21 protein-coding genes are annotated in these 22,365 nt (G+C 58.7%); all 21 read left to right on the top strand.

Annotated elements, in window-relative coordinates; genetic code table 11:
* The first annotated feature begins 1 nt into the window (after position 1).
* Complete coding sequence (locus Q0H23_RS00845) at positions 2 to 913, top strand: glycine--tRNA ligase subunit alpha (RefSeq protein WP_293834691.1); 912 nt, start codon at positions 2 to 4, stop codon at positions 911 to 913.
* Entirely contained in the window at positions 914 to 3,010 is a 2,097-nt protein-coding gene (glyS, locus tag Q0H23_RS00840) for a glycine--tRNA ligase subunit beta (protein ID WP_293834689.1), read from the top strand.
* An 89-nt stretch (positions 3,011 to 3,099) separates the two neighbouring features.
* Positions 3,100 to 3,933 (top strand): kinase/pyrophosphorylase, encoded by an 834-nt coding sequence (locus tag Q0H23_RS00835; protein ID WP_293834687.1) that lies wholly within the window; start codon positions 3,100 to 3,102, stop codon positions 3,931 to 3,933.
* 167 nt (positions 3,934 to 4,100) lie between these two features.
* Complete coding sequence (gene rplS, locus Q0H23_RS00830) at positions 4,101 to 4,445, top strand: 50S ribosomal protein L19 (RefSeq protein WP_073294688.1); 345 nt, start codon at positions 4,101 to 4,103, stop codon at positions 4,443 to 4,445.
* 70 nt (positions 4,446 to 4,515) lie between these two features.
* Positions 4,516 to 5,307, top strand: a complete 792-nt coding sequence (locus Q0H23_RS00825; RefSeq protein WP_293834685.1) for a ribonuclease HII — start codon at positions 4,516 to 4,518, stop codon at positions 5,305 to 5,307.
* Between the two features lie 96 nt (positions 5,308 to 5,403).
* Positions 5,404 to 5,802 carry a YraN family protein gene (locus Q0H23_RS00820; RefSeq protein ID WP_293814583.1) on the top strand — a complete coding sequence of 133 codons (399 nt, stop codon included), beginning with the start codon at positions 5,404 to 5,406 and terminating at the stop codon, positions 5,800 to 5,802.
* The gene (locus Q0H23_RS00815) at positions 5,802 to 7,313 is read left to right on the top strand and encodes a YifB family Mg chelatase-like AAA ATPase (protein WP_293834683.1); all 1,512 of its coding nucleotides are present in this window, start codon (positions 5,802 to 5,804) and stop codon (positions 7,311 to 7,313) included. The genes Q0H23_RS00820 and Q0H23_RS00815 overlap by 1 nt, the downstream gene beginning before the upstream one ends.
* Positions 7,300 to 8,223 carry a DNA-processing protein DprA gene (locus tag Q0H23_RS00810; RefSeq protein ID WP_293834681.1) on the top strand — a complete coding sequence of 308 codons (924 nt, stop codon included), beginning with the start codon at positions 7,300 to 7,302 and terminating at the stop codon, positions 8,221 to 8,223. Before Q0H23_RS00815 ends, Q0H23_RS00810 begins: the two co-directional genes overlap by 14 nt.
* Before the next feature lie 30 nt (positions 8,224 to 8,253).
* Complete coding sequence (gene trmFO / locus Q0H23_RS00805) at positions 8,254 to 9,579, top strand: methylenetetrahydrofolate--tRNA-(uracil(54)-C(5))-methyltransferase (FADH(2)-oxidizing) TrmFO (protein ID WP_293834679.1); 1,326 nt, start codon at positions 8,254 to 8,256, stop codon at positions 9,577 to 9,579.
* Positions 9,572 to 10,516, top strand: a complete 945-nt coding sequence (locus Q0H23_RS00800) for a tyrosine recombinase XerC (protein ID WP_293834677.1) — start codon at positions 9,572 to 9,574, stop codon at positions 10,514 to 10,516. The genes trmFO and Q0H23_RS00800 overlap by 8 nt, the downstream gene beginning before the upstream one ends.
* 160 nt (positions 10,517 to 10,676) lie before the next feature.
* Positions 10,677 to 11,432 (top strand): 30S ribosomal protein S2, encoded by a 756-nt coding sequence (rpsB, locus tag Q0H23_RS00795; RefSeq protein WP_293834674.1) that lies wholly within the window; start codon positions 10,677 to 10,679, stop codon positions 11,430 to 11,432.
* 115 nt (positions 11,433 to 11,547) lie between these two features.
* Positions 11,548 to 12,420 carry a translation elongation factor Ts gene (tsf, locus tag Q0H23_RS00790; protein WP_293814589.1) on the top strand — a complete coding sequence of 291 codons (873 nt, stop codon included), beginning with the start codon at positions 11,548 to 11,550 and terminating at the stop codon, positions 12,418 to 12,420.
* A gap of 147 nt (positions 12,421 to 12,567) precedes the next feature.
* Positions 12,568 to 13,296: a UMP kinase gene (gene pyrH / locus Q0H23_RS00785; protein ID WP_293814202.1), complete on the top strand. Its 729-nt coding sequence runs from the start codon at positions 12,568 to 12,570 to the stop codon at positions 13,294 to 13,296.
* On the top strand, positions 13,296 to 13,841 hold the full coding sequence (gene frr / locus Q0H23_RS00780; RefSeq protein ID WP_293814201.1) for a ribosome recycling factor: 546 nt from the start codon (positions 13,296 to 13,298) through the stop codon (positions 13,839 to 13,841). The genes pyrH and frr overlap by 1 nt, the downstream gene beginning before the upstream one ends.
* Before the next feature lie 33 nt (positions 13,842 to 13,874).
* Positions 13,875 to 14,657 carry an isoprenyl transferase gene (locus Q0H23_RS00775; protein ID WP_293834672.1) on the top strand — a complete coding sequence of 261 codons (783 nt, stop codon included), beginning with the start codon at positions 13,875 to 13,877 and terminating at the stop codon, positions 14,655 to 14,657.
* Between the two features lie 75 nt (positions 14,658 to 14,732).
* A complete protein-coding gene (locus tag Q0H23_RS00770) occupies positions 14,733 to 15,611 on the top strand; it encodes a phosphatidate cytidylyltransferase (RefSeq protein WP_293834670.1) in 879 nt (292 codons plus the stop codon).
* Entirely contained in the window at positions 15,608 to 16,804 is a 1,197-nt protein-coding gene (gene dxr / locus Q0H23_RS00765) for a 1-deoxy-D-xylulose-5-phosphate reductoisomerase (protein WP_293834668.1), read from the top strand. The genes Q0H23_RS00770 and dxr overlap by 4 nt, the downstream gene beginning before the upstream one ends.
* Complete coding sequence (locus Q0H23_RS00760; protein WP_293834666.1) at positions 16,801 to 18,195, top strand: site-2 protease family protein; 1,395 nt, start codon at positions 16,801 to 16,803, stop codon at positions 18,193 to 18,195. The genes dxr and Q0H23_RS00760 overlap by 4 nt, the downstream gene beginning before the upstream one ends.
* Before the next feature lies 1 nt (position 18,196).
* Positions 18,197 to 19,294, top strand: coding sequence for a flavodoxin-dependent (E)-4-hydroxy-3-methylbut-2-enyl-diphosphate synthase (ispG, locus tag Q0H23_RS00755; protein WP_293834664.1), 1,098 nt, complete (start codon positions 18,197 to 18,199; stop codon positions 19,292 to 19,294).
* 108 nt (positions 19,295 to 19,402) lie between these two features.
* Complete coding sequence (locus Q0H23_RS00750; protein ID WP_293834776.1) at positions 19,403 to 21,112, top strand: proline--tRNA ligase; 1,710 nt, start codon at positions 19,403 to 19,405, stop codon at positions 21,110 to 21,112.
* A gap of 5 nt (positions 21,113 to 21,117) precedes the next feature.
* Positions 21,118 to 22,272, top strand: a complete 1,155-nt coding sequence (locus Q0H23_RS00745) for an aminotransferase class I/II-fold pyridoxal phosphate-dependent enzyme (protein ID WP_293834662.1) — start codon at positions 21,118 to 21,120, stop codon at positions 22,270 to 22,272.
* The last annotated feature ends 93 nt before the right edge of the window (positions 22,273 to 22,365 follow it).

The raw sequence follows: 22,365 nt of genomic DNA, 5'->3' as shown, positions 1-22,365 counted from the left end.
CATGAAAGACAACGCCCTCACGTTCCAAGACATGATTCTTGCCCTCGAGCACTATTGGGCTGATAAGGGTTGCACCGTCATGCAGCCGTATGACTCGGAGGTCGGTGCTGGTACGTTCCACACTGCCACTACTCTTCGTAGTCTTGGCCCCAACGCCTGGCGCACCTGCTATCCGCAGCCGTGCCGTCGTCCGGCAGACGGCCGTTATGGCGAGAACCCCAATCGCATGCAGCACTATTATCAGTTCCAGGTCATCCTGAAGCCCTGCCCAGTTGATTCCCAGGATCTTTACCTAGGCTCGCTTAAGGCGATCGGCCTTGACCCCGCCGAGCACGACGTCCGCTTCGTCGAGGATGACTGGGAGAGCCCGACCCTGGGCGCCTGGGGTCTCGGCTGGGAGGTCTGGATGGATGGCATGGAGGTCACCCAGTATACGTACTTCCAGCAGGTTGGCGGAATCGAGGTCGATCCCGTTCCCGTGGAGATCACCTATGGCCTCGAGCGCATCGCCATGTATGCCCAGGGTGCCGATTCTGTCTATGACCTAGTCTGGAGCTATCTACCTGATGGCACGCCCATGACCTACGGTGACGTCTTCCACGAGAACGAGGTTGAGTTCTCCACTTACAACTTCGAGGTTGCCGACGTTGACATGATGCGTCGCAAGTTTGACGAGTATGAGAAGGAGTGCCACTCCTGTCTCGAGCGCAATCTCCCGCTTCCTGCGTATGACTGCGTCATGAAGTGCAGCCATGCATTCAACATCCTCGATGCCCGTGGGGCCATCTCCGCGACCGAGCGTGCTAACTACATCCTGAGGGTCCGTGCCGTTGCCAAGGCTTGCTGCGAGAGCTATCTCGCCGAGGTCGCGGGCAAGAAGGACTCTTACTCCACGAAGGGCCAGGTGGCTTAAATGGCATCTACCAAGGACTTCCTGTTTGAGATTGGCACCGAGGAGATGCCTTCAGCTCCTCTCATCAACGCCTCTAAGCAGCTTCCCAAGCTTCTTGCCGCCGGTCTTGCCGCCGCTGGCCTTGCCCATGGTGATATTCGTGTTATTTCGAGCCCCCGTCGCCTTGCGGCAATCGTCTCCGATGTCGCCACCGAGACCGAGGCCGTTCATGAGAGCCTGCGTGGTCCCAAGACACAGATTGCCTTCGACGCGGACGGTAATCCCACGAAGGCCGCCCAAGGCTTTGCTCGCAAGTGCGGCATCGACGCGTCTGAGCTTTCTCGTGCCGTTGCTGAGGACGGCAACGAGTACGTCTTCGCCGAGAAGAACGTTCCGTCTGCGCCGGCGATGCCCATCCTCTCTGCCCTCGGCCATGACGTGATCGCTCAGATCGAGTGGCCCAACTACCGCTCTCAGCGTTGGGGCTCCGAGCACGAGTCTTTCGTGCGTCCAATCCGCTGGATCTGCGCGCTTCTCGGCGAGGAGGTCGTTCCCGTCGAGTACGCTGACGTCACGAGCGGCAATACCACGCGTGGACACCGCGTTCTTTCTCCCGGCGAGCACGTCGTGAGCGAGCCTTCCGCATACGAGGGCGTACTCGAGGCAGCTCACGTTCTTGGAGCTGAGAGGCGCGAGGCGGTCATCCGCGAGGGCATTTCCGCCATCGAGGCGGCCCGTCCTGGCTGCAGGGTTGAAACTCCCAAGAAGACCTTCGACGAGGTCGTCAATCTCTGCGAATGGCCGACGGTCCTCGTAGGCAAGTTCGACGAGGAGTTCCTCAAGGTCCCGCACGAGATCATCTGCGAGTCCATGCTTTCCAACCAGCGTTACTTCCCGATCTTCGACGCCGAGGGCAACCTGACCCGCGAGTTTGTCATTGTCTCGAACGCCGATCCCGCCGTTTCCGAGACGGTCATCTCCGGTAACGAGCGAGTCGTGCGTCCGCGTCTCGACGACGCCAAGTTCTTCTACGAGGAGGACCTCAAGATCTCCCTCGACCAGTTCCGCGAGCGCCTTGCTAAGGTCGCCTTCCAGAAGGATCTTGGCAGCGTGCTCGCCAAGTCCGAGCGTATCGAGAGCATCGCCCTCGCGCTGACCCACGAAGCGCGCATCGGGGCCAGGATGGCGGCGGCCTCCGCTCGTGCCGCGCACCTCTGCAAGGCTGACCTCGTTAGCTCCGCGGTCGTTGAGTTCACGAGCCAGCAGGGTGTCATGGGCGGCTACTACGCCCTTGCTGCTGGCGAGGGCGAGGATGTCGCCGAGGGCATTCGCGACCACTACCGTCCGCGCTTTGCGGGCGATGACCTCCCCGAGGGCACCTGTGGCTGCGTCGTGGCCGTTGCCGATAAGCTCGACACTATCGCCGGCATGTTCGCCATTGGCGAGCCGCCTACTGGTTCGAAGGATCCGTACGCCCTTCGCCGCGCTGCCATTGGCGTCGTTACGATTCTGCGCGATCGTCTGCATGTCTCTTATGAGCCGCTCGTCGCAGCGGCGCTCGAAGCTCTCTCTGACCAGGGTATCGAGTTTGACGCGGAGAAGGTCGCCGCGGACGTCAACGCCTTCATTCTTGGCCGTATGCAGCAGATGGTCCGAGACGACGGCGTCTCCGCTGACACCGTTGCCGCCGTTTCCGCCGGTTCCGTGACTGCCCCTGATGACTTCTTTGCCCTTGCGCATGCCCTCGAGGACGCCCGAGCCAACGATCCTGAGACCTTCGAAAACCTCGCCATCGCATTCGCTCGTGCCGCCCACCTTGCTGACGCGAGCATTGTCGGCGATGCCGATGAGTCTCTCATGGGCGAGTCCGAGCTTAACCTGGCCAAGGCTCTCACCGTTGCTCGCGAGGGCGTTTCCTCCGCTCTTGAGGCAAAGGAGTATGCTTCCGCTATTTCCGCTCTTGCCGCTGTCCGCGAGCCGCTCGACGCCTTCTTTGCTGACGTCATGGTCATGGACGAGGACCAGACCCTTCGCGAGAACCGCCTCCGTCTTCTCGGCGAGCTCGTTTCGGTCTTCTCTGGTGTCGCAAACATTGGCGAGCTTGCACGCAAGAAGTAGCAGATTCCTCGCCGTCGGCCTTTTGTTTGATTCGCCGCCGGCGGCGAGGGGTAGGATTGTCCCATCAACCGTGGTTAGGAGGGTTCGAATTGAACGTAACGTTTGATCAGTTCGGCGACGAGGCTCGCGATGATGCCGCCGTCGTCTTCGTCGTCTCTGATTCTCTCGGTGAGTCCGCGAATAACGTCGTGCTCTCTGCTGCGGCTCAGTTTAGCGACGGTGCCGTGCGCGTAGTCAGGCTCTCTCAGATTGAGAGCGCCGAAGACGTGAGCAACTACCTCGATGAGCACGAAGATGAGTATGTCTCCACGGCCGTGTTCCATTCGATTGTTGACCCGATGCTTCGCAGGCAGGTCAGGAACGACCTCAATGCTCGTGGCATTCTCTCTGTCGATATTCTCGGTCCCGTTGTTCAGCTTCTTGCCGGATTGACTGAGGAAAAGCCCAAGAATCAGGCTCGTGCCCATCACACGGTCGATGCTCGCTATAAGCGACGCGTCGATGCTATGGAGTTCTTCTTCAACCACGACGATGGCAAGAACTTTCAGGACCTTCCCGAGGCTGATGTCATTCTCGTCGGTCTCACGGGGTCGGCAAAGACGCCCCTGGCCATGCATCTTTCGTTCCTTGGCTATAAGGTTGCGAATCTCCCGCTCGACCCGGGTGTCGATCTTCCGGAGGAGCTCTCGCAGGTTGACCACAAGCGTGTGTTCGGCCTCGTCAATTCCCTTGACGCCCTTGTCGAGGTTCGTCTGCGCTCTGCAGCTGACAAGGACGCCAATGAGGTCATGGCAGAGGTCGAGGACGCGCAGGTCTATGCGGCCAAGAGGATGGATGACCTCGGTTGCGTCTGTCTCAACGCAGAACAGAAGACTGTGGAAGAGCTTGGTGCGGACATTATTGCAAGGATTGAAAGCATCTAGCGTCTAGTCCGGGATTGCTTCCCAATTGATCTTGAAGTGGAGCGGCGATGGTGGCAACTTTTACGTTGCGGAACTATCGTCGCTTCGCTATAATCAATCTTCGTGTGTAAACCCCATGTACCTCGAATGGTCGCGGTACCTCTGGGCAAGAGAGACAAGGAAACATCATGGATTACATTCGCGCTATCGAGCGTCAGCAGATTCGTGAGGATATCCCCACGGTCATTCCTGGCGATCACGTTAAGGTTCACTACCGCATTAAGGAGGGTGACCGCGAGCGCATCCAGGTCTTCGAGGGCGACGTCATCCGCATGAGCGGCGGCTCTTCTCGTGAGACCTTCACCGTCCGTAAGATCTCCTTCGGTGTTGGTGTCGAGCGTACTTTCCCGCTTCACTCGCCCAAGATTGGCAAGCTTGAGGTCGTCCGTCACGGTGACGTCCGTCGTGCCAAGCTCTTCTACCTCCGCGATCGTGTCGGCAAGGCCGCCCGTATCCGCGAGAAGCGCGACTAGTTTCTTCGTTTTACGCGTTGGGGAGCCGTTCCGTTCAGCGGGGCGGCTCCTTCTTTTATTTGGAGGAAGCATGGCCCTCGGTAAGACTCACCCCGCAACAGCCGCGGAAATAGTCGCGACGCTGGCTGACGCGACCGAAGACGAGCTTGAAGCTCTTCTGGCCCGGTATGCCGAGGACCCCAGGGCTCAGGTTCGTCGAGCTTGTGGCGTAGCTCAGAGGCGCGTGGAAAAGCAGCGTGCCGAGAGGGTGCGCGTCGAGGGAATGTACGGTTTGATGCGCGAGCTTGGGGGAGAGGGTGTCGTCCTCGGCCTTGACGAGGTGGGTCGAGGTTCCGTTGCCGGCCCTCTTACGGTTTGTGCCGTGGCCCTTCCGGACGACCCAAAGGTCTGGGGCATCAATGACTCCAAGCAACTGACCCCTGCGAAACGACGCGAACTGTCGGGCAAGATTCGCTCGGTCGCTCAGGCGATCGGCACTTGTCATATATCGCCTGCTCATATCGATGAGGTCGGGATGGCTAAAGCCATCAGGGAAGCCATGCTCGGTGCCATTGAAGATGCCGGGATTGAACCTGATGCGGTTTTGATTGATGGCAACCCGCTTCATATTCACCCAAAGGAGAAGACTTTGGTGAAGGGGGATGCTCGCGTGGCCTGCATCGCGGCCGCGAGCATCGTCGCTAAGGTGACTCGTGATGATTTGATGGTCGAGTTAGACTCCCAGTATCCCGGATATCATTTTGCAGAGTCCAAGGGATATGCATCACCCGAGCATATTGCCGCAATTCGCGAACATGGGCTTACGCCCGTTCATCGTGCTAGCTTCTGCCAAAATTTCTTGGAGACGGCTCGACTCTTCTAGCTGCGCTGTCAGGATCTCGTCTGACTCGGTACCCAGTTTTGTTTGGTCCATCCGCCATCATCCCTGCCAAGCCGTCTTCTTGGAAGGGAGATACCCATGGGTCTAACGGAACTTGCATACAACGAGCTCAAGCCAAACGAAGTCGGACGCTTGGGAGAGTATCTATGCGCCAGTTGGCTGGGGGCTCACGGGATGGATGTCCTCGAGCGTAACTGGCGCTGTTCCGCTGGCGAGGCGGATATTATCGCCGACGATAGCGGCGAGCGCGTCTTTGTTGAGGTGAAAACGAGGCTATCATGCGGTGGCCCAGATCTCATACCGGAGCAGGCGGTGGATTCTGCCAAGCTAGCTCGGTATCGCCGCATGGTCGATATCTATCTCGGACAAAACCCGGAGGTCGATCACGTTCGAATTGACGTGGCTGGCGTAACCCTGACCGGTCCGGACTCAGCGCACATGCATTACCTTAAGTCCATTCTTCTGGACGATTTCTGATGTCGAGCTACGCCGTCAGGGGCGCGACGCTTAAGGGCCTCGAAGCCATTCCCGTAACGGTTGAGGTCGATCTTGCCGGAGGCATTCCCGGCATGACGATTGTCGGCATGCCCGATTCTGCTGTTCTTGAAGCGAGGCATCGCATACGTTGCGCGTTTCGCGAAAGCAATTTCGAGATGCCGCGCCTTCACATCACGGTGAACCTTGCGCCGAGCGACCTGCGTAAGAGCGGAACGGGCCTTGACCTCGCGATAGCCGTGGCCACACTTGCCGCCAGCGGACAGATGCCTAAGACGGACCTCGATTCCTGCCTCTTCGCCGGAGAGCTTGGCCTATCCGGAGACGTAAGCTCGGTCCGCGGCGGTATCGCCTACGCTCTTCTCGCGAGAGAGCTTGGATTGACCCTTGTTGGCGCCCCGGCTCTTGTGAAGGATTGCGCTAGCGTTGGGGGCATTGCTCCTAAGGAGATATCGGCTTTATCGCAGGTTCGTCTCGGTGTGTCGCGACTCATTGATTCGACACCTGTAAATATGCCAGGGACTCGAGCTAGACACTCTCTTGACTATTCGGACGTCGTGGATCAAGAGGCTGCGAAGCGCGCCCTGGTAATTGCCGCGGCGGGAGGCCATGGCATGCTCATGATGGGACCTCCAGGGTCTGGAAAGACGATGCTCGCTCGTCGTATGCCTTCGATTCTTCCTGAGCTTGACGAGGCGGAACGCCTTGAGGCACTACTCGTGCATTCCGTCTGCGGTGAGTCCATTGATGATATTTCTGCTGGCTATAGGCCATTTCGCTCTCCTCATCACTCGGTGTCAAGAGCGGGCCTCGTTGGCGGAGGCAATCCAGTTAGACCGGGCGAGGCCTCGCTCGCACATCGCGGGGTCCTCTTTTTGGACGAGCTCCCCGAGTTTTCTCCGTCGGTCCTTCAGGCGTTAAGGCAGCCCATGGAGGATAGGGAAGTGAGGCTCGTTCGTGCGGAGGGGTCATATAGCTTTCCCTGCGCGTTTCAGCTCATAGCGGCTTCAAACCCCTGTCCTTGTGGTCACGCTGGCGATAGGGGTAGGACATGTACCTGCACTCCACAAGAAATAGCTCGCTATCAGGGAAGAATTGGTGGTGCGCTTATGGATCGCATCGATGTCTTCGTTGATGTGCAGAGGCCGGCCGCCGCTCGAGTCATCAAGGGTTCCGAGGGATTGGGGTCAAATGAAATGCTGGAACAAGTTGTGGGAGCTCGAGAATTCTCAAGCTGGAGAAGGGCGAAAAGGGATGGAGCAACCGTTGACATAGACGTCGCCTCCTGCGCCTTGGATGCGAGTGCCGCCTCGCTTCTCGAAACGATGTCTGAGCGCCTTGCCCTTGGAGGAAGAGCCATAACGAGAACCGCGCGGGTTGCTCGAACGATTGCGGATCTCTCGCAATCAGATCTCGTCACTTCTGCTCACGTTGCCGAGGCATGCGCTTTTAGGTGCCGCTTCGAAACGGGAGGCCATCATGCCGGCCGTTGATTACGCGGCTTGTCGCGCGGGGTTCCGTTCTTGGGAGTTGTTGCCGGATGACAGCTCCTACCCTGCGAGTCTTTTAGACCTGGGTAAAGACGCGCCCATACTCAGAGGCTACGGGGATCCTGATGTCTTGCTTGGAGACTGCCTGTCTGTAATCGGAGCAAGAAAGGCGACTCCCTATGGAGAAAGCTGCGCCAAGATGGCTGCGCGCGTGGCGGCGGAGTCTGGCATCACCGTAGTGTCGGGGGGAGCTATCGGCTGTGATTGCGTTGCCGGAACAGCGGCGGTCGAGGCGGGTGGCAAGACCGTTGTCATACCAGGATGCGGCGCGGATGTCGTCTATCCAAGGTCTAGCGAAAAGCTATTTTGCCGTGCCCTTGAGACGGGAGGCTGCGTGGTGTCGGTCGAGCATTGGGGGTGCCCTCCAACGAGATGGACGTTTCTCAAACGAAACCGCGCCATAGCAGCGCTCTCGCGGTCTCTTATCGTCTGCGAGGCTGGCAGGCCATCCGGCACTTTCGGCACAGCGACACAGGCGGCGGATCTCGGTCGTCGCGTTTACGCCATTCCAGGCTCGATATTCTCAGCCAACTCTTCCGGAACCAATTGGCTGATAGAGTCTGGTGCCGCGATTGTCGTGGATGAAGAATCTCTCGAGGCCTTAATTGCCCTTGATTATGGGCGACTGAGAATGTGCGGGGCATCAAAGCACAAAGAAAGGGGAGTGCTCTTGGACGCACTCGTGGCCAATCCCATGTTTCCGGATGAGATCTCACATCTGATTGACCTTGATTTGCCCTCAACGCTCGCGCTTCTTGCCGAACACGAAGCCATGGGTCTTGTCACGAGATTGATGGATGGCAGATTCGCGCCAACGGAAGACTCGTATCTAGGGCAAAATGTCAGACACTGATGTTCCGGCTACGCCCGGGTAAGGAGAGACATGAGCGAGTTTGAGACGGTTACGGTTGTTGGTGCTGGCCTTGCGGGCTGCGAGTGTGCCTTGCAGCTTGCCAAAAGGGGCGTGAGGGTTCGCCTTTGCGAGCAGAGGCCCCTATCTACGACGGCCGCCCATCACACCGATGGTATGGCTGAGCTCGTTTGCTCAAACTCGCTCAAGGCGACCCGCGTGGACTCTGCCGCCGGGCTCCTCAAGGCAGAGCTTGGCGAAATGGGTTGCGAGCTTCTTGACTGTGCCCATCAGGCTGCCGTCCCAGCCGGCGGGGCCCTGGCTGTCGATAGGGATTTGTTTTCGAGGCTCGTGGGCGAACGCGTTGGGTCCTCAGAGCTTATTGAGGTGGTTCGTGGCGAGGTGACTTCGATTCCGGAGGGTCCCTGCGTTATTGCCGCAGGTCCGCTCTGTTCCGATGCGCTCGCAAGTAGCGTATCTGAGCTGGTGGGCGGCGGCTCACTTTCCTTCTTCGACGCCGCCGCTCCCATCGTTGACGCCGAGACAATAGACCGATCCATTGTCTTCTCTCAATCTCGATACGAGGAGGCCGGTGAGGGAGATTACCTCAACTGTCCCATGGACAAGGCCGAGTACGAGGCGCTCATTGACGCCTTGCTTTCTGCCGAGAGGGTGGTTGCGAGGGACTTCGAACAGCGCGACTTGTTCTGCGCTTGCCAACCCGTGGAAGAAGTCGCTCGTACGGGTGTTGACGCCGCTCGCTATGGCGCGATGAAGCCGGTCGGTCTTACTGACCCTCGGACCGACCGCCGCCCGTGGGCCGTTGTGCAGCTTCGTCCGGAAAACGCCGACCATACAGCTTATAACCTCGTCGGCTTCCAGACGAACCTCACGTGGCCAGAGCAGAAGCGCGTGTTCCGCATGATTCCGGGCCTCGAATCTGCCGAGTTCTTCCGTTACGGGGTCATGCACAGGAATTCGTTTATCGACTCCCCACGCGCCCTCGATGACACGTTTGCCGCTCCTGGCACACGAGTCAGGTTTGCCGGTCAGATTTGCGGGACCGAAGGATATACGGAGGCAATCGCCTCGGGGCTTCTTGCCGCACTTAACACGTATGCGGATCTCAAGGGAGCTGAAAGAGTCGAGCTCCCGCGTACCGGCGCCTTTGGATCTCTGGTGGCATATGCCACCGATCCCTCAACTTCTCCCTACCAGCCCATGCACGTAAATTTTGGAATCGTGCCGCCAATTGAGGGCCCGCGCATGAAGAAGCGGGAGCGTTACGCTCGCTATTCTGAGCGCGCCCTTTCCGATCTTCGTTCGTATCTCCTCGAAAGGCCTGATCTTTTTGCCTGAGCGAGCCACGACAGCGAATAGAGAGCAATCTCAAAATGAGTTCGAGTCTCGAGCGGGGGAGTTCTGCTCATACCTGCGTGAGGTAAGGAACCTTTCGCCAAACACAGTTCGGGCTTACGAGATTGACCTTGGGGCCTATTTAGACTGGGCGCGTCGTGAAGGCATAGACCCCATGCACGTCACTCACCGTGAGGTTCGCGGCTGGATAGCCGAGCTATCTGCCGCGGGATATGCAACCACCACGCAGAACCGTCACCTCTCTTCGGTTCGCATGTTGTATCGGTGGCTTGTGAGCCGTGGGTATACGGACGAAGATGCGCCGGCAACGGTTTCGAGTCCCAAGATTGCAAAGCGGCTCCCAAAGACGATGAGGGACGGTGATGTCCTCAGGCTGCTTGAAGCCTGTGGCTCGGATGCGGTGGGGATTCGAGACGGCGCAATGATCGAGCTCCTCTATGCCACGGGGGCTCGAATCTCCGAGGCTAGTGGGCTTGACGTACACGATATCGACTTGGCTCAGCGCCAGGTGCGCCTTTTTGGCAAGGGGTCGAAAGAAAGGGTCGTCCCCATCTATGCGAAGAGCGCCGAGGCAATCGAGAGGTATCTTCTGACGTCTCGCCCGGAACTCGCCGGATCGGGTAAGGTCAGAACCAACGCTTTGTTCCTCACCAAACAAGGCAAGCGTATGAGCGCCGCCGCCCTACGGAAACGATTCGAGAACCTAGTCGAGATAGCCGGTCTCGATCCGAGCCTTACGCCCCATGCGATGCGCCATACATTCGCCACCGAGCTCCTCGACGGCGGGGCCGATCTTAGAAGTGTCCAGGAGCTGCTTGGTCACGAGAGCCTGTCAACGACCCAGATCTATACCCATCTGTCAATCGAGCGGCTGAAGGAAGCGGCGCTACAGGCCCACCCAAGGTCGGAATCTAATTAGGCCTTGCGTTAATGCTTGTTCGCTGGTACACTGTCCAATCGCTGTGCAGAAGCCAGCGTCAAATCACACGCGTCGCGACCAAAAGGCCACGGTGCCCGTGAAACACGGGTGGCTAGACGGGATGACCGGCGCGGAGGCGAAACCAAAGAAAGGTAGCACCATGGCAGTCAAGATTAATCTTAACACCCTGCTCGAGGCCGGTTGCCACTACGGTCACCAGACCCGTCGTTGGAACCCCAAGATGAAGCCGTACATCTTCGGTGAGCGCAACGGCATTTACATCCTTGACCTCAAGCAGACCATCATGGATGCCGATAAGGCCTACACGTTCCTCAAGGAGACTGCTTCCAAGGGCGGCAAGGTCCTCTTCGTCGGCACCAAGAAGCAGGCTCAGGAGCCCGTCGCCACGCAGGCTGCTCGCTGCGACATGCCCTACATCAACCAGCGTTGGCTCGGCGGCGTGCTGACCAACTTCGTGACCATGCGCTCCCGCATCGATCGTATGGAGGAGCTCGAGGCCATGGTCGAGGATGGCCGCATGGCCGCTCGTGGCAAGAAGGAGCAGAGCGTTCTCACCAAGGAGCTCGAGAAGCTTCAGCGCAACCTTGGTGGCGTTCGTGATATGAAGCAGCTTCCTGCCGCTCTCTTCGTCATCGATTCCAAGCGCGAGGAGCTCGCGATCCGCGAGGCCAACCGTCTTCACATCCCGGTCGTCGCTCTCCTTGACACCAACTCTGACCCGGACGTCGTTGACTTCGGCATCCCCGCGAACGACGATGCCATTCGCTCCGTCGCCCTCATGACCGAGCTCGTCGCTGACGCCATCCTTGCTGGCACCGGCAAGGAGCAGATCACCGCTGAGGAGATGGCCGCTGGTGCCACCACCCCGGCCGTCGAGGCGCCCGCTGCCGAGTAGGGATATCCCTTTCGCGTAGCACAATAGGATTTGGGGGCGCCGTCCACTTGTTGGGCGGCGCCCGTACGTAAAGTCAGACATCCTGCATGTGCAGGTAGATAGAGAGAGGCTAAACATGGCTCAGATCACCGCCGCGCTCGTCAAGCAGCTCCGCGAGATGACCGATTCCCCGATGATGGAGTGCAAGAAGGCCCTCGTCGAGGCCGATGGCGACATCGAGAAGGCCGTCGACGTTCTCCGTAAGATGGGTATGGCCAAGGCCGTCAAGAAGGCCGGCCGTGAGACCAACGAGGGCACCGTCGCCGCCTATGTCTCCGAGGACGGCAAGGTTGCCGCTCTCGTCGAGGTCACCTGCGAGACCGACTTCGTCGGTGGCAACCCCAAGTTCACCGGCTTCGCCAAGAACGTCGCCGCTGTTGTCGCCAAGGTCAACCCGGCCGACGACGAGGCTCTGAAGGCCGCCGAGTTCTCCGCTAACGAGACCGTCGACGCTGCTCTCACCGAGATGATTCACACCATGGGCGAGAACATGAAGATTGCTCGCTTCACCCGTCGTGAGGTTGAGGCCGGCACCTTCGGCTCTTATGTCCATGCCAACGGCAAGCTTGCCACCATCGTCGAGTTCTCCTTCTCTAAGCCGGAGACCGCCGAGGCCGCTTCCTTCAAGACCTTCGCTCACGACGTCGCGATGCAGGCCGCCGCTGCCGGTGCCATCTCTGCTCGCCGCGAGGACGTTCCCGCCGAGATCGTCGAGCACGAGATGAGCATCTACAAGGCTCAGGCTGCCGAGTCCGGTAAGCCCGAGGCCATTCAGGTCAAGATCGCCGAGGGTCGTCTCAACAAGTTCTACGGTGAGTCCGTCCTCTCCGAGCAGGCCTTCATCAAGGATGGCGACATCACCATCCGTCAGTACGCCGAGAAGGTTGGCAAGGAGCTTGGCGACTCCATCGAGGTTGTCGCCTTCGATCGCTTCACTTTCGGCGAGTAGCTTTTAGCTTAGCTTTGATTTTCGGGCCCGGCACCATAAGGTGTCGGGCCCATTTGCATGTCTAGTGCTCCTGTAATTGGTGGGAACCGCGTAATTAGCCTCTGCTAGAATCAATAAGAATCGACACCTTGAGGAAGGGAAGTCTCCTTGACGGACTATAAGTACAAGCGCGTGTTGCTCAAGCTCTCTGGCGAGGCCCTTATGGGTGGCGGCGTCTATGGCGTAGACCCCAAGGTCGTCGACCACCTTGCTGAGGAGATTAAGCTCATCCACGATGATGGCATCGAGATTGGCATCGTCGTTGGTGGAGGCAACATCTTCCGTGGCGTGTCTGGCGCCGCTGGCGGTATGGATCGAGCTCAGGCAGACTATATGGGCATGCTCGCCACTGTCATGAACGCTCTTGCCCTTCAGGACAGCTTCGAGCGTCACGGCATGACTACGCGCGTGATGAGCGCCATCAAGATGGATGAAGTGTGCGAGCCTTATATTCGTCGTCGTGCGATCAAGCACCTCGAGAAGGGCTATATTGCAATCTTCGCGGCTGGTTCCGGCAACCCGTATTTCACGACGGACACTGCCGCTGCTCTTCGTGCCTGCGAGATTGATGCTGACTGCCTCATGAAGGCCACCAAGGTGGACGGCATCTACGACGCAGACCCCGTTAAGCACCCTGAGGCTAAGAAGTTTGACCAGATTACCTACCGTGAGGTTCTTACTCGCGATCTTAGGGTTATGGACGCCACCGCTACGGCTCTCTGCAGCGACAACAACATGTCTATGATCGTGTTCAACATTGATCAGCCGCACGTGTTCGCCGATGCCCTCCAGGGGCTTCCGGTTGGTACTACCGTCTATGGGGAGGAGACCCACTAATGAGCGAGATCACCAACAACGCGCGTACGCGCATGGATAAGTGCCTCGAATCTCTTAAGGCCAACTTCGCACGTGTTCGTACGGGCCGTGCCAATCCGCACGTCCTTGATTCCATCATGGTTGATTATTACGGTCAGGCGACCCCGATCACGCAGCTTGCCGGCGTCAAGGTTCCCGAGGCCAGCATGCTCTGCGTCGAGCCCTGGGATAAGAGCAGCCTCAACGCTATCGAGAAGGCTATCTCCCAGTCTGATCTCGGCATCACTCCGTCGAATGACGGCGTCGTCATCCGCCTTCCGTTCCCGAAGCCGACGGGCGAGCGTCGCAAGGAGCTCGCTAAGGAATGCCGCACTTACGCCGAGGAGGCTCGCGTTGCCGTGCGCAACGTCCGTCGCGAGGCAAACGCAAAGCTCGAGCGCGACGAGGAGCTCTCCGAGGATGATGTTCGTCGCGAGCAGGCCGTCATCCAGAAGCTGACCGACGAGTTCGTCGCTAAGATCGACGAGGCTACCAAGGCTAAGGAAGCCGAGGTAATGGAGATCTAGGAGCCTGTCCACCACTTATTTGAGGAGCAGAACGTGCTGCGCGACGAGCAGAAGCTGATCGAGTACTTTGCCGATGCACCGGATGACATCTCGCTGTCTGATGTCAATCTCGACCATCTCCCCAGCCACATCTCCGTAATCATGGACGGCAATGGCCGTTGGGCCACCCGCCAGGGCAAGGAGAGGGGAGAGGGTCACATCGCGGGTATTTCCAGTCTTCGCGAGACCATCACCGCTTGCGTTCGACTCGGGGTTAATGTTCTGTCTGCATATGCGTTCTCAACTGAGAACTGGAAGCGTCCGCAGCGTGAGGTCGATCTCCTCATGCATCTGTTCGCCACCACGCTTCTCAAGGAGCTCCCCCTTTTCCATCAGGAAAACGTCAGGCTTGTATTTCTCGGAGATATCGAGGCTCTTCCGGAGAAGACGCGCGATGTCTTCGAGGAGGGTCTTGCTGAGACTGCGGGCAACACGGGCATGGTGCTTGCCCTTGCTGTGAACTACGGCGCAAGGGCTGAGCTCGCCCGTGCCGCCCGCACTCTCGCGGCCCGCGTGGCAAGTGGAGACATCAATATCGAGGATATCGACGAGGGCGCTGTCGCGGCCTCGCTTTATACCGCCGATCTTCCTGATCCGGAGCTTCTCATTCGAACCTCCGGAGAACTTCGACTTTCCAACTATCTTCTTTGGCAGCTTGCTTACAGCGAGTTCTATGTCACAGACACCCTGTGGCCAGATTTCGATCGCTGGGAACTCCTCCGCGGCATTAAGGCTTTCCAGGGCCGAGACCGTCGCTTTGGCGGGGTGAAGGCCTAATTGTCTACAGAAGAACATCGCGACAAGGAAACGCCATCCAAGAGCTCCGTAGGCATCAATAAGGTGTCAGACACCATGGAGCGCAGACGAGCGGCTCGCGAAGACGCGCGCGTCATCGGCGGCCTTCGCAGCCAGCGTTTTCGCTCGAGTGCTGAGAAGTTCATCACTCGTTCGACATATGGTCTTCTCTATGCCGCGATTATTCTCGTCTGCCTCTTTTGGGGTCGAGTTCCCACGATGTTCCTCGTTTCTGCTATGTCATGGCTTTGTGGGTCTGAGTTCTACCGCATGGCTCGTCTCGGTGGCAGAATGCCTAACGAGTTTATCGGACTAGCCGCCGCCGCTCTGTATCCGCTTGCAGCGCTAGTCTCCGTTGAGGGTCAGACCGGAGTTACGCTTCTGCTCATGCTCGCAGCTGGCACTTGGTATGTCCTCACTCCTAGAGCTAGCATTTCTGATGCGGCGATTACGGTATTCGGGGCTGCCTATACGGGCCTGCTGTTCTCATCTGTCGTCGTTATCAGGGCTTCGTACCTTGGAACTGAAGGCGCGCTCCTAACGCTCGGCGTCATGGGGTCTGTCTGGGTTAACGATGCCACTGCATATATTTTCGGGTCGCAATTTGGAAAGCATAAGATGGCTCCCCGCATCTCTCCCAATAAGAGCTGGGAGGGTTTCGTGGGCGGTCTTCTTGGTAGCTGCCTGACATGGATTGCTCTCTACGCGCTCAAGGTATGTGGGATCAGCTTGCTCCTCGCACTTATCGGGGGTCTTGTCTGCGGCGTTTCAGGCGTCATCGGCGACCTCTTTGAGAGCCGCCTCAAGCGCGCGGTTGGAGTAAAGGACTCCGGGAACTTAATTCCTGGTCATGGAGGCCTTTTGGATCGCTCGGATTCCATGCTCTTTGCAACCATGACCGCCTATTTCGTCCTGCACATCGGAGGGATTCTGTGAGCATATTCGAGGACATGTCCTCAAGCCTTGAAAGGCGTCACCCGACTCGTCTGGCCCTCTTGGGCTGCACGGGGTCTATTGGCACCCAAACGCTTGATATCTGTCGCATGCACCCTGACAAGGTGGAACTTACTGCCATCGCGGTGAACTCTTCCTGCAAGGGGCTTGTAGAAGTTGCTCGGGAATTTGGCGTGCCCCATGTTGCCGTTGCAGACGAGACCCGCAAGGACGACCCGATTCTCGAGGAGCTCCCCGAGGGGTGCGACCTCGGTTTTGGCCAGGACGCCGTCACGCGTCTTGCCAGCCTTCCGGACGTCGATTGCGTACTCGTTGCCGTTGTTGGCGAAGCTGGCATCTGGGCGAGCGCCGAGGCCCTCCGCTGCGGCAAGATTTGGGCGCCCGCAAATAAGGAGGCCCTTGTCATCGGTGGGGACCTTCTCATGCCCATGGCTAAGCCGGGCAGGGTCCTCCCTGTCGACTCCGAGCATAACGCCATCTACCAGTGCCTCGTTGGGGAGAGGCGCGAGGACCTTTCGAAGATTTGGCTAACCTGCTCTGGTGGCCCCTTCTTCGGCAGCTCTCGCAAGCAGCTCGAAAATGTCACGGCGGCGCAAGCCCTCGCGCACCCCACGTGGAAAATGGGATCTAAGATCACCATCGACTGCGCGACCCTGATGAACAAGGGGCTTGAGGTCATCGAGGCCCATCATCTCTTCGATGTTCCCATTGATGACATCAATGTGCTCGTTCACAGGCAGAGTAAGGTGCATTCCGCCGTCGAGTTTTCAGATGGCTCGGTTAAGGCGCAGCTTGGCCCCTCAGACATGAGAGTCGCCATTCAATATGCCTTGAGCTATCCAGAGCGCTGGGAAAGTCCGGCCACTCACGTGGATTGGCGCTTCAGCGAACCCCTCACCTTTGCCGCGCCTGATGTCGAGTCGTTCCGCTGTCTTTCCCTCGCGCTTGAGGCGGGCCGTACGGGCGGCACGCTTCCCTGTGCGATGAACGCAGCCAATGAGGTGGCAAACGAGGCCTTTAGAAACGCCGCCTGTGGATTCTGCGATATCGATCGCATTGTCGAGCGCGTACTGGAGATGACGGAGGTCGAGCCGCTCTCCTCATTCGAACAGATTGCCGAGGTTGACGCTCTTTCGCGCAGTCGCGCTCGTGCCCTTGTCTCGGAGCTTGCATGAGCTGGCTCTCATCTTTTGCCTCGGCAGCCTTTTGGGGGATATTCCTTCTCTCGATACTCGTGTTCCTTCACGAGGGAGGGCATTTTCTCGCCGCCAGGGCTTTCGACATGCGCGTAACGGAGTTCTTTCTCGGCATGCCTTGTCGCTATAAGCTTTCGCACAAGAGCCGGACGCGCGGCACGGAGATTGGCGTCACTCCCATTCTACTTGGGGGATACAACCGCATTTGCGGCATGAATGGCCCTGCAGGCGTACGCGCCGCCGAGGTTCTTTCCGCCGTCGCGCGTGCTGGCCGCATCAAAATCTCTCAGCTTTCCGAAGACCTTGCCATGGATACGAATGAGCTTGTCGACGTTCTTTCCGTCCTGGTTGATTGGGCGTCTATAGAGCCGTACTACGATGAGAGCCTTGGAGAAAACCCAAGCCAAAAGACATGGCCAGAGCAAGTTCAAACCGTAGAGCGCGATGCGAACCTGTTGACTGCGTTCGATCGGGGCCACGACTTCTCGCTCCCCGGTTCTACGAAGGCGGGGGAGAGTCATGCCCTTCCTGACGGTGGAGCCGACGCGTTCCTTGCGCAGGAGCGATCACGGACGTATCAGGGCAAAGGGTTCTTTGCTCGTGTGTTGACCCTTGTTGCGGGTCCCGCGGTCAATGTCGTTCTTGGCATTGCTCTAGTCGTTGGTTGTCTTTCGATCGGCGGAGTCCAAGTTGTCGAAAACGTGCCTGAAATCGGGTCCGTTGAGGTGGGTTCGCTTGCCGAGCGGTGTGGTCTGACCGAAGGCGACCGAATCTCCTCCGTCAATGGGACGTCGGTCTCCACCTGGGTGGAGCTTTGCGACCAACTCAACGAGTGCCTTGCGTCTGGCCAGATTTTCACCGTGGAGTTCAATCGCGATGGTCAGCAACTCGAAGGTGCCGTTGACCCAGCTAACAACCCGCTTGAGTCGGGAAAGTTTGGCATCACGGCCGTCGTTACGACGTTGCACCCAAGCGTCGCCGATTCTATTAAGGCTGCCCTTAACTATGTGGCGGCAACGGTATCCTATATTGCGCAACTGCTCCAACCTGCCCACACTGCCGAGGTTGTCTCGCAGTCGTCGTCCGTCGTTGGTATTTCCGTCATGGCCTCTCAGGCGGCCGCGTCGGGTGCGAGAGACTTCCTATTCCTCATGGCGGCGATATCGCTTTCGCTAGGATTCATGAATCTCATTCCCATTCCTCCGCTTGACGGTGGAAAGTTTCTCATCGAGGTCATACAGCTGCTTATTCGCAGGGATGTCTCGATACGCGTTCAGAATGCCCTGTCTTACCTGGGCATTGTTCTCGCAATGATCTTGTTCTTCTTCGTCTTGAAGCAGGACATCGTTCGAATTGTCTTTGGAGGTTAGCATGCTCGACCTTCGACTTCCGTCCCAACAGGACGCTCCGCTTCCTAGGGAGCTCACTCATCAGGTGCTCGTGGGTAACGTTCCTGTTGGCGGGGGAGCTCCCGTGTCCGTCCAATCCATGTGCACCACCGCCACGACCGATCCCGCAGCGACGCTAGCGCAGATCCATGATCTCGCTGAGCTCGGCTGTGAAATCGTTCGCGTTGCGATTCCACACGCTGATGCCCTCGATGGCTTTGCCGAGACGTGCGCAGAGTCGCCAATTCCCGTCGTTGCTGACGTGCACTTCGACCACCGCTTTGCTATCGAGGCGGCGCGTCGCGGTGCAGCCGGCATTCGCATCAATCCCGGTAACATCGGTTCTTTCGATCGCGTGGATGCCGTCATTGACGCGGCGGGGGAGGCTGGGATCCCCATTCGCATCGGAGTGAACGCCGGCTCTCTCGACAAGGAGATTGACGCTCGCGAAGACCTGACGCAACCCGAGAAACTTGTCCAGAGCGCCGTCTCCTTCGTGCGGCACTTCGAAGAGCGCGGCTTCAGAGACATCGTTCTCTCCGCCAAGGTTCACGACGTTCCCGCGACGATTCTCACCAATCGCGAGCTTTCCCGCGTTTTGCCTTATGTGCCGCTGCACCTTGGCGTTACTGAGGCTGGCACCATTCGTCAGGGCACAGTCAAGAACGTATCAGCGCTCTCCGTGCTGCTTTCTGAGGGTGTTGGCGACACCATGCGCCTTTCCCTCACCGCCCCTCCCACCGAGGAGGTACCCGTCGCCTGGGAGCTTTTGCAGTCCCTCGGTATGCGCCGTCGCACACCGGAGCTCGTGAGCTGTCCCACCTGCGGTAGGTGCCAGGTCAACCTTATCGAGATCGCCAATGAGGTTGAGGAGAGGCTCCAGAAGATCTCGGCTCCCATTTCCGTTGCCGTCATGGGGTGTGTCGTCAACGGCCCGGGCGAGGCGCGTGGCGCCGACATCGGCGTAGCGTGCGGACTTGGCACCGGGCTTATCATCGCTGGGGGAGAGACCCTGCGGAAGGTCCCCGAGGATCGCATAGTCGACGAACTTTTCGCCGAAATACACGCGCGTTTCGAATAAACAACGGACCGCTCGCAAGCTTGGGCCTTTTGTCCGGTTCGCGTTAGAATGACTAGGCCAATTAACGAGCGCCAATTGCGCCGATTAAAGGATACAGCTATGAACCCAATGAAGATGAGCCGTCTTTACGCCCCCACCCTCAAAGAGGATCCCACCGAGGCCGAGCTCGCGAGCCATCGCCTGCTTCTTCGCGCGGGCATGATTCGTAAGGAGGCCGCTGGTCTCTACACGTATTTGCCGCTTGCTTGGCGCTCCATCCGCAAGATCGAGAACATCGTGCGCGACGAGATGGATACCCATGACGCCCAGGAGCTCATGATGCCCATCATGGTCGACGCGGACCTGTGGCGTCAGAGCGGCCGCATCGATGCCTATGGCAAGGAGCTCGTCCGCTTTAACGACCGTCATGAGCGCGAGTTCGTCCTCGGCCCGACTCACGAGGAGACCATCACCGCCCTCGTTCGCAACGAGCTCAGGAGCTATAAGCAGCTGCCCGTCAACCTCTACCACATCCAGGACAAGTTCCGCGACGAGTTCCGTCCTCGCTACGGCCTCATGCGCGGGCGCGAGTTCATCATGAAGGATGCCTACTCCTTCTCTGCCACTCAGGAGAGCCTGCAGGAGGAGTACGACAAGATGAAGGAGGCGTACGCCAACATTTGCGTACGCTGCGGCCTGAAGGCCCTCCCGGTCGTTGCCGATAGCGGTGAGATCGGCGGCGATACTTCCGTCGAGTTTATGGCTCTCGCGGATGCCGGCGAGGCTAGCCTCGTCTACTGCGACGATTGCGGTTTCGCCGCGGATGACGAAGCGGCGAGCACGACGGTCGCCGTTAGCGAGGGCCCAGGCGACGGCACCCTCACCAAGGTCGAGACCCCGGGTCTCGGCACCATCGCCGACGTCGCCAAGTTCTTCGGCTTCCCTGAGAACGGCACGCGTAAGGCCCTCGCCATCATCGACGCCGAGGGCAATCCCGTCGTAGCCATCGTCCCCGGCGACCACGAGCTCAACGACTGCAAGGCGGAGCACGTCTTCGGTAAGGGCTATCGCCTCATGACCGACGAGGAGCTCGAGGAGTATGGCCTGTTCAAGGGCTTTATCGGTCCCGTGAACCTCCCCGAGGGCATTCGTCTCGTCTGCGACAAGAGCCTCGAGGGTTCCAAGAGCTGGACGTGCGGTGCTAACGAGGTCGACTACCACTTCACCGGCGCCTGCCCGGGCCGCGACTTCACCCCTGACGAGTGGGCTGACCTCGTTACCGTCGTCGCCGGCGATCCCTGCCCTCACTGCGGTCGTCCGCTCGCCTCCGCTCGAGGCATCGAGGTCTCCCAGGTCTTCCAGCTCGGCACCAAGTACTCCGAGGCGATGGGCGCCTACTTCATGGACGAGGATGGCAAGGAGAAGCCGCTTATCATGGGTTGCTACGGTGTTGGCGTCTCTCGCACGCTTGCCGCCATCGTTGAGCAGCACAATGATGAGAACGGCATCATCTGGCCCGTCTCCGTCGCCCCGTACGAGGTTTCGATCATCCCGCTAGACGTCAACGACGATCTCGTCTGGCCTGTCGCGGAGAAGGTCAGTACCGCTCTTGCCGAGAAGGGCATCGAAGTCATCGTCGACGATCGCAAGGAGCGCCCCGGCGTCAAGTTCGCCGATAACGACCTTATGGGCTTCCCGTACCAGATCGTGTGCGGCAAGAAGGCCGTTAAGAATGGCAACGTTGAGCTCAAGGACCGTGCCACCGGCGAGCGTTCCGAGGTTGCCATCGACGAGGTCGCCGAGAAGGTCGCTCAGCTCGTTCTCGCTGCTAGGGCTTAGTTCCTATGTCTGCATGCCAGACAAATACTGACCTTGCCCGTCTGGCGACGAGCGGCATTCGCCGCTTCACTGCGCTCGCGAACCAGACTCCGGGATGTGTCAAGCTCACTCTAGGTGAGCCCGAGTTTGACACCCCGGAGCCTGTTCGCGAGGCGGTTACGGAGTCGCTATCGCGCGGTCTAACGCACTATCCTCCCAACAACGGACGCCCCGAGTTGCTTGCCGCCTTGAGCGCATACATGCGTGGCCACGGGCTTTCATACGACGAGGGTGAGCTCATCGTTACCTGCGGTGCCACGGAGGCGCTGTCAGCGTCTCTCCTCGCTTTACTAGACCCCGGCGATGAGGTCATTGTGCCGATTCCGGCGTTTGGCCTCTATGAGACGATCGTGCGCGCCGCTCACGGGACATACGTTCCGTTTGACACAAGCGAGCATGGATTCCAGATTTGCGAGGAAGAGCTCGAATCCGTCATAACGTCACGTACGCGAGCGATCATCATTACGTCTCCCAACAACCCAACTGGTTGCATCTATACCCCGGAGACGCTAGACGCCGTTGCTAACTGTGCTGCCCGCCATGGCTTCTGCGTCATCTGCGACGACGTCTACAACAGACTTGTTTATGATGCCGGATACGAGCGCTTTGCCGTTCGACATCCAGAGCTTCGCGAGCAGACCATCGTCGTGGACTCGTTTTCTAAACCCTGGGCGATGACGGGATGGCGTCTTGGCTGGCTCGCGGCGGCACCCTCTCTCAAGTCTCAAGTCGAAAAGATGCACCAATATCTCGTTTCAAGCGTTCCGGCGTTTCTGCAGGATGCAGCTGTCGTTGCGCTTGGGCTTGGGATTGACGAGATGGTTGCCACGTATAAATCCCGACGCGATCTAGTTTGCTCGCGACTCGATGCTATGAGACTCTCGTTTAATTCTCCCGGGGGAGCGTTCTACGCATTCCCTCGGATTGATTCGTTTGGCATGAGTTCGGAGGAATTCTGCGAGCGAGCGATTAGGGAAGCTGGAGTTGCGCTCGTTCCCGGCTCTTGTTTTGGAGTCGAGGGATTCGCGCGCCTTTCGTATTGCGTAAGCGATAACGACCTAGAGACGGGCTTGGAGAGGCTAGGGGAGTTCACTAGTTCTCTCGGAGAGGTTTCTTTCTAGTGCGAGCAAGTCCTTGGAGGTCCGCATGTTCTTGTTTGAGCTAGAAAGAAATTCTAAATTCTGCCTTGCGCGACTTCTAAGGTTTGGTAATAT

This window comes from uncultured Parolsenella sp., from assembly GCF_934660935.1.
Classification (GTDB): domain Bacteria; phylum Actinomycetota; class Coriobacteriia; order Coriobacteriales; family Atopobiaceae; genus Parolsenella.
Note: the sequence above shows the minus strand (reverse complement) of the source record. Positions and strands in the feature narration are given on the sequence as shown.

What these genes read in the sequence shown, in the direction of transcription:
- Q0H23_RS00845 (WP_293834691.1), top strand. Translation starts at nt 2, where the DNA reads ATGAAAGACAACGCCCTCACGTTCCAAGACATGATTCTTGCCCTCGAG.
- glyS (WP_293834689.1), top strand. Translation starts at nt 914, where the DNA reads ATGGCATCTACCAAGGACTTCCTGTTTGAGATTGGCACCGAGGAGATG.
- rplS (WP_073294688.1), top strand. Translation starts at nt 4,101, where the DNA reads ATGGATTACATTCGCGCTATCGAGCGTCAGCAGATTCGTGAGGATATC.
- Q0H23_RS00825 (WP_293834685.1), top strand. Translation starts at nt 4,516, where the DNA reads ATGGCCCTCGGTAAGACTCACCCCGCAACAGCCGCGGAAATAGTCGCG.
- Q0H23_RS00820 (WP_293814583.1), top strand. Translation starts at nt 5,404, where the DNA reads ATGGGTCTAACGGAACTTGCATACAACGAGCTCAAGCCAAACGAAGTC.
- Q0H23_RS00815 (WP_293834683.1), top strand. Translation starts at nt 5,802, where the DNA reads ATGTCGAGCTACGCCGTCAGGGGCGCGACGCTTAAGGGCCTCGAAGCC.
- Q0H23_RS00810 (WP_293834681.1), top strand. Translation starts at nt 7,300, where the DNA reads ATGCCGGCCGTTGATTACGCGGCTTGTCGCGCGGGGTTCCGTTCTTGG.
- trmFO (WP_293834679.1), top strand. Translation starts at nt 8,254, where the DNA reads ATGAGCGAGTTTGAGACGGTTACGGTTGTTGGTGCTGGCCTTGCGGGC.
- rpsB (WP_293834674.1), top strand. Translation starts at nt 10,677, where the DNA reads ATGGCAGTCAAGATTAATCTTAACACCCTGCTCGAGGCCGGTTGCCAC.
- tsf (WP_293814589.1), top strand. Translation starts at nt 11,548, where the DNA reads ATGGCTCAGATCACCGCCGCGCTCGTCAAGCAGCTCCGCGAGATGACC.
- frr (WP_293814201.1), top strand. Translation starts at nt 13,296, where the DNA reads ATGAGCGAGATCACCAACAACGCGCGTACGCGCATGGATAAGTGCCTC.
- Q0H23_RS00770 (WP_293834670.1), top strand. Translation starts at nt 14,733, where the DNA reads ATGGAGCGCAGACGAGCGGCTCGCGAAGACGCGCGCGTCATCGGCGGC.
- Q0H23_RS00760 (WP_293834666.1), top strand. Translation starts at nt 16,801, where the DNA reads ATGAGCTGGCTCTCATCTTTTGCCTCGGCAGCCTTTTGGGGGATATTC.
- ispG (WP_293834664.1), top strand. Translation starts at nt 18,197, where the DNA reads ATGCTCGACCTTCGACTTCCGTCCCAACAGGACGCTCCGCTTCCTAGG.
- Q0H23_RS00750 (WP_293834776.1), top strand. Translation starts at nt 19,403, where the DNA reads ATGAAGATGAGCCGTCTTTACGCCCCCACCCTCAAAGAGGATCCCACC.
- Q0H23_RS00745 (WP_293834662.1), top strand. Translation starts at nt 21,118, where the DNA reads ATGTCTGCATGCCAGACAAATACTGACCTTGCCCGTCTGGCGACGAGC.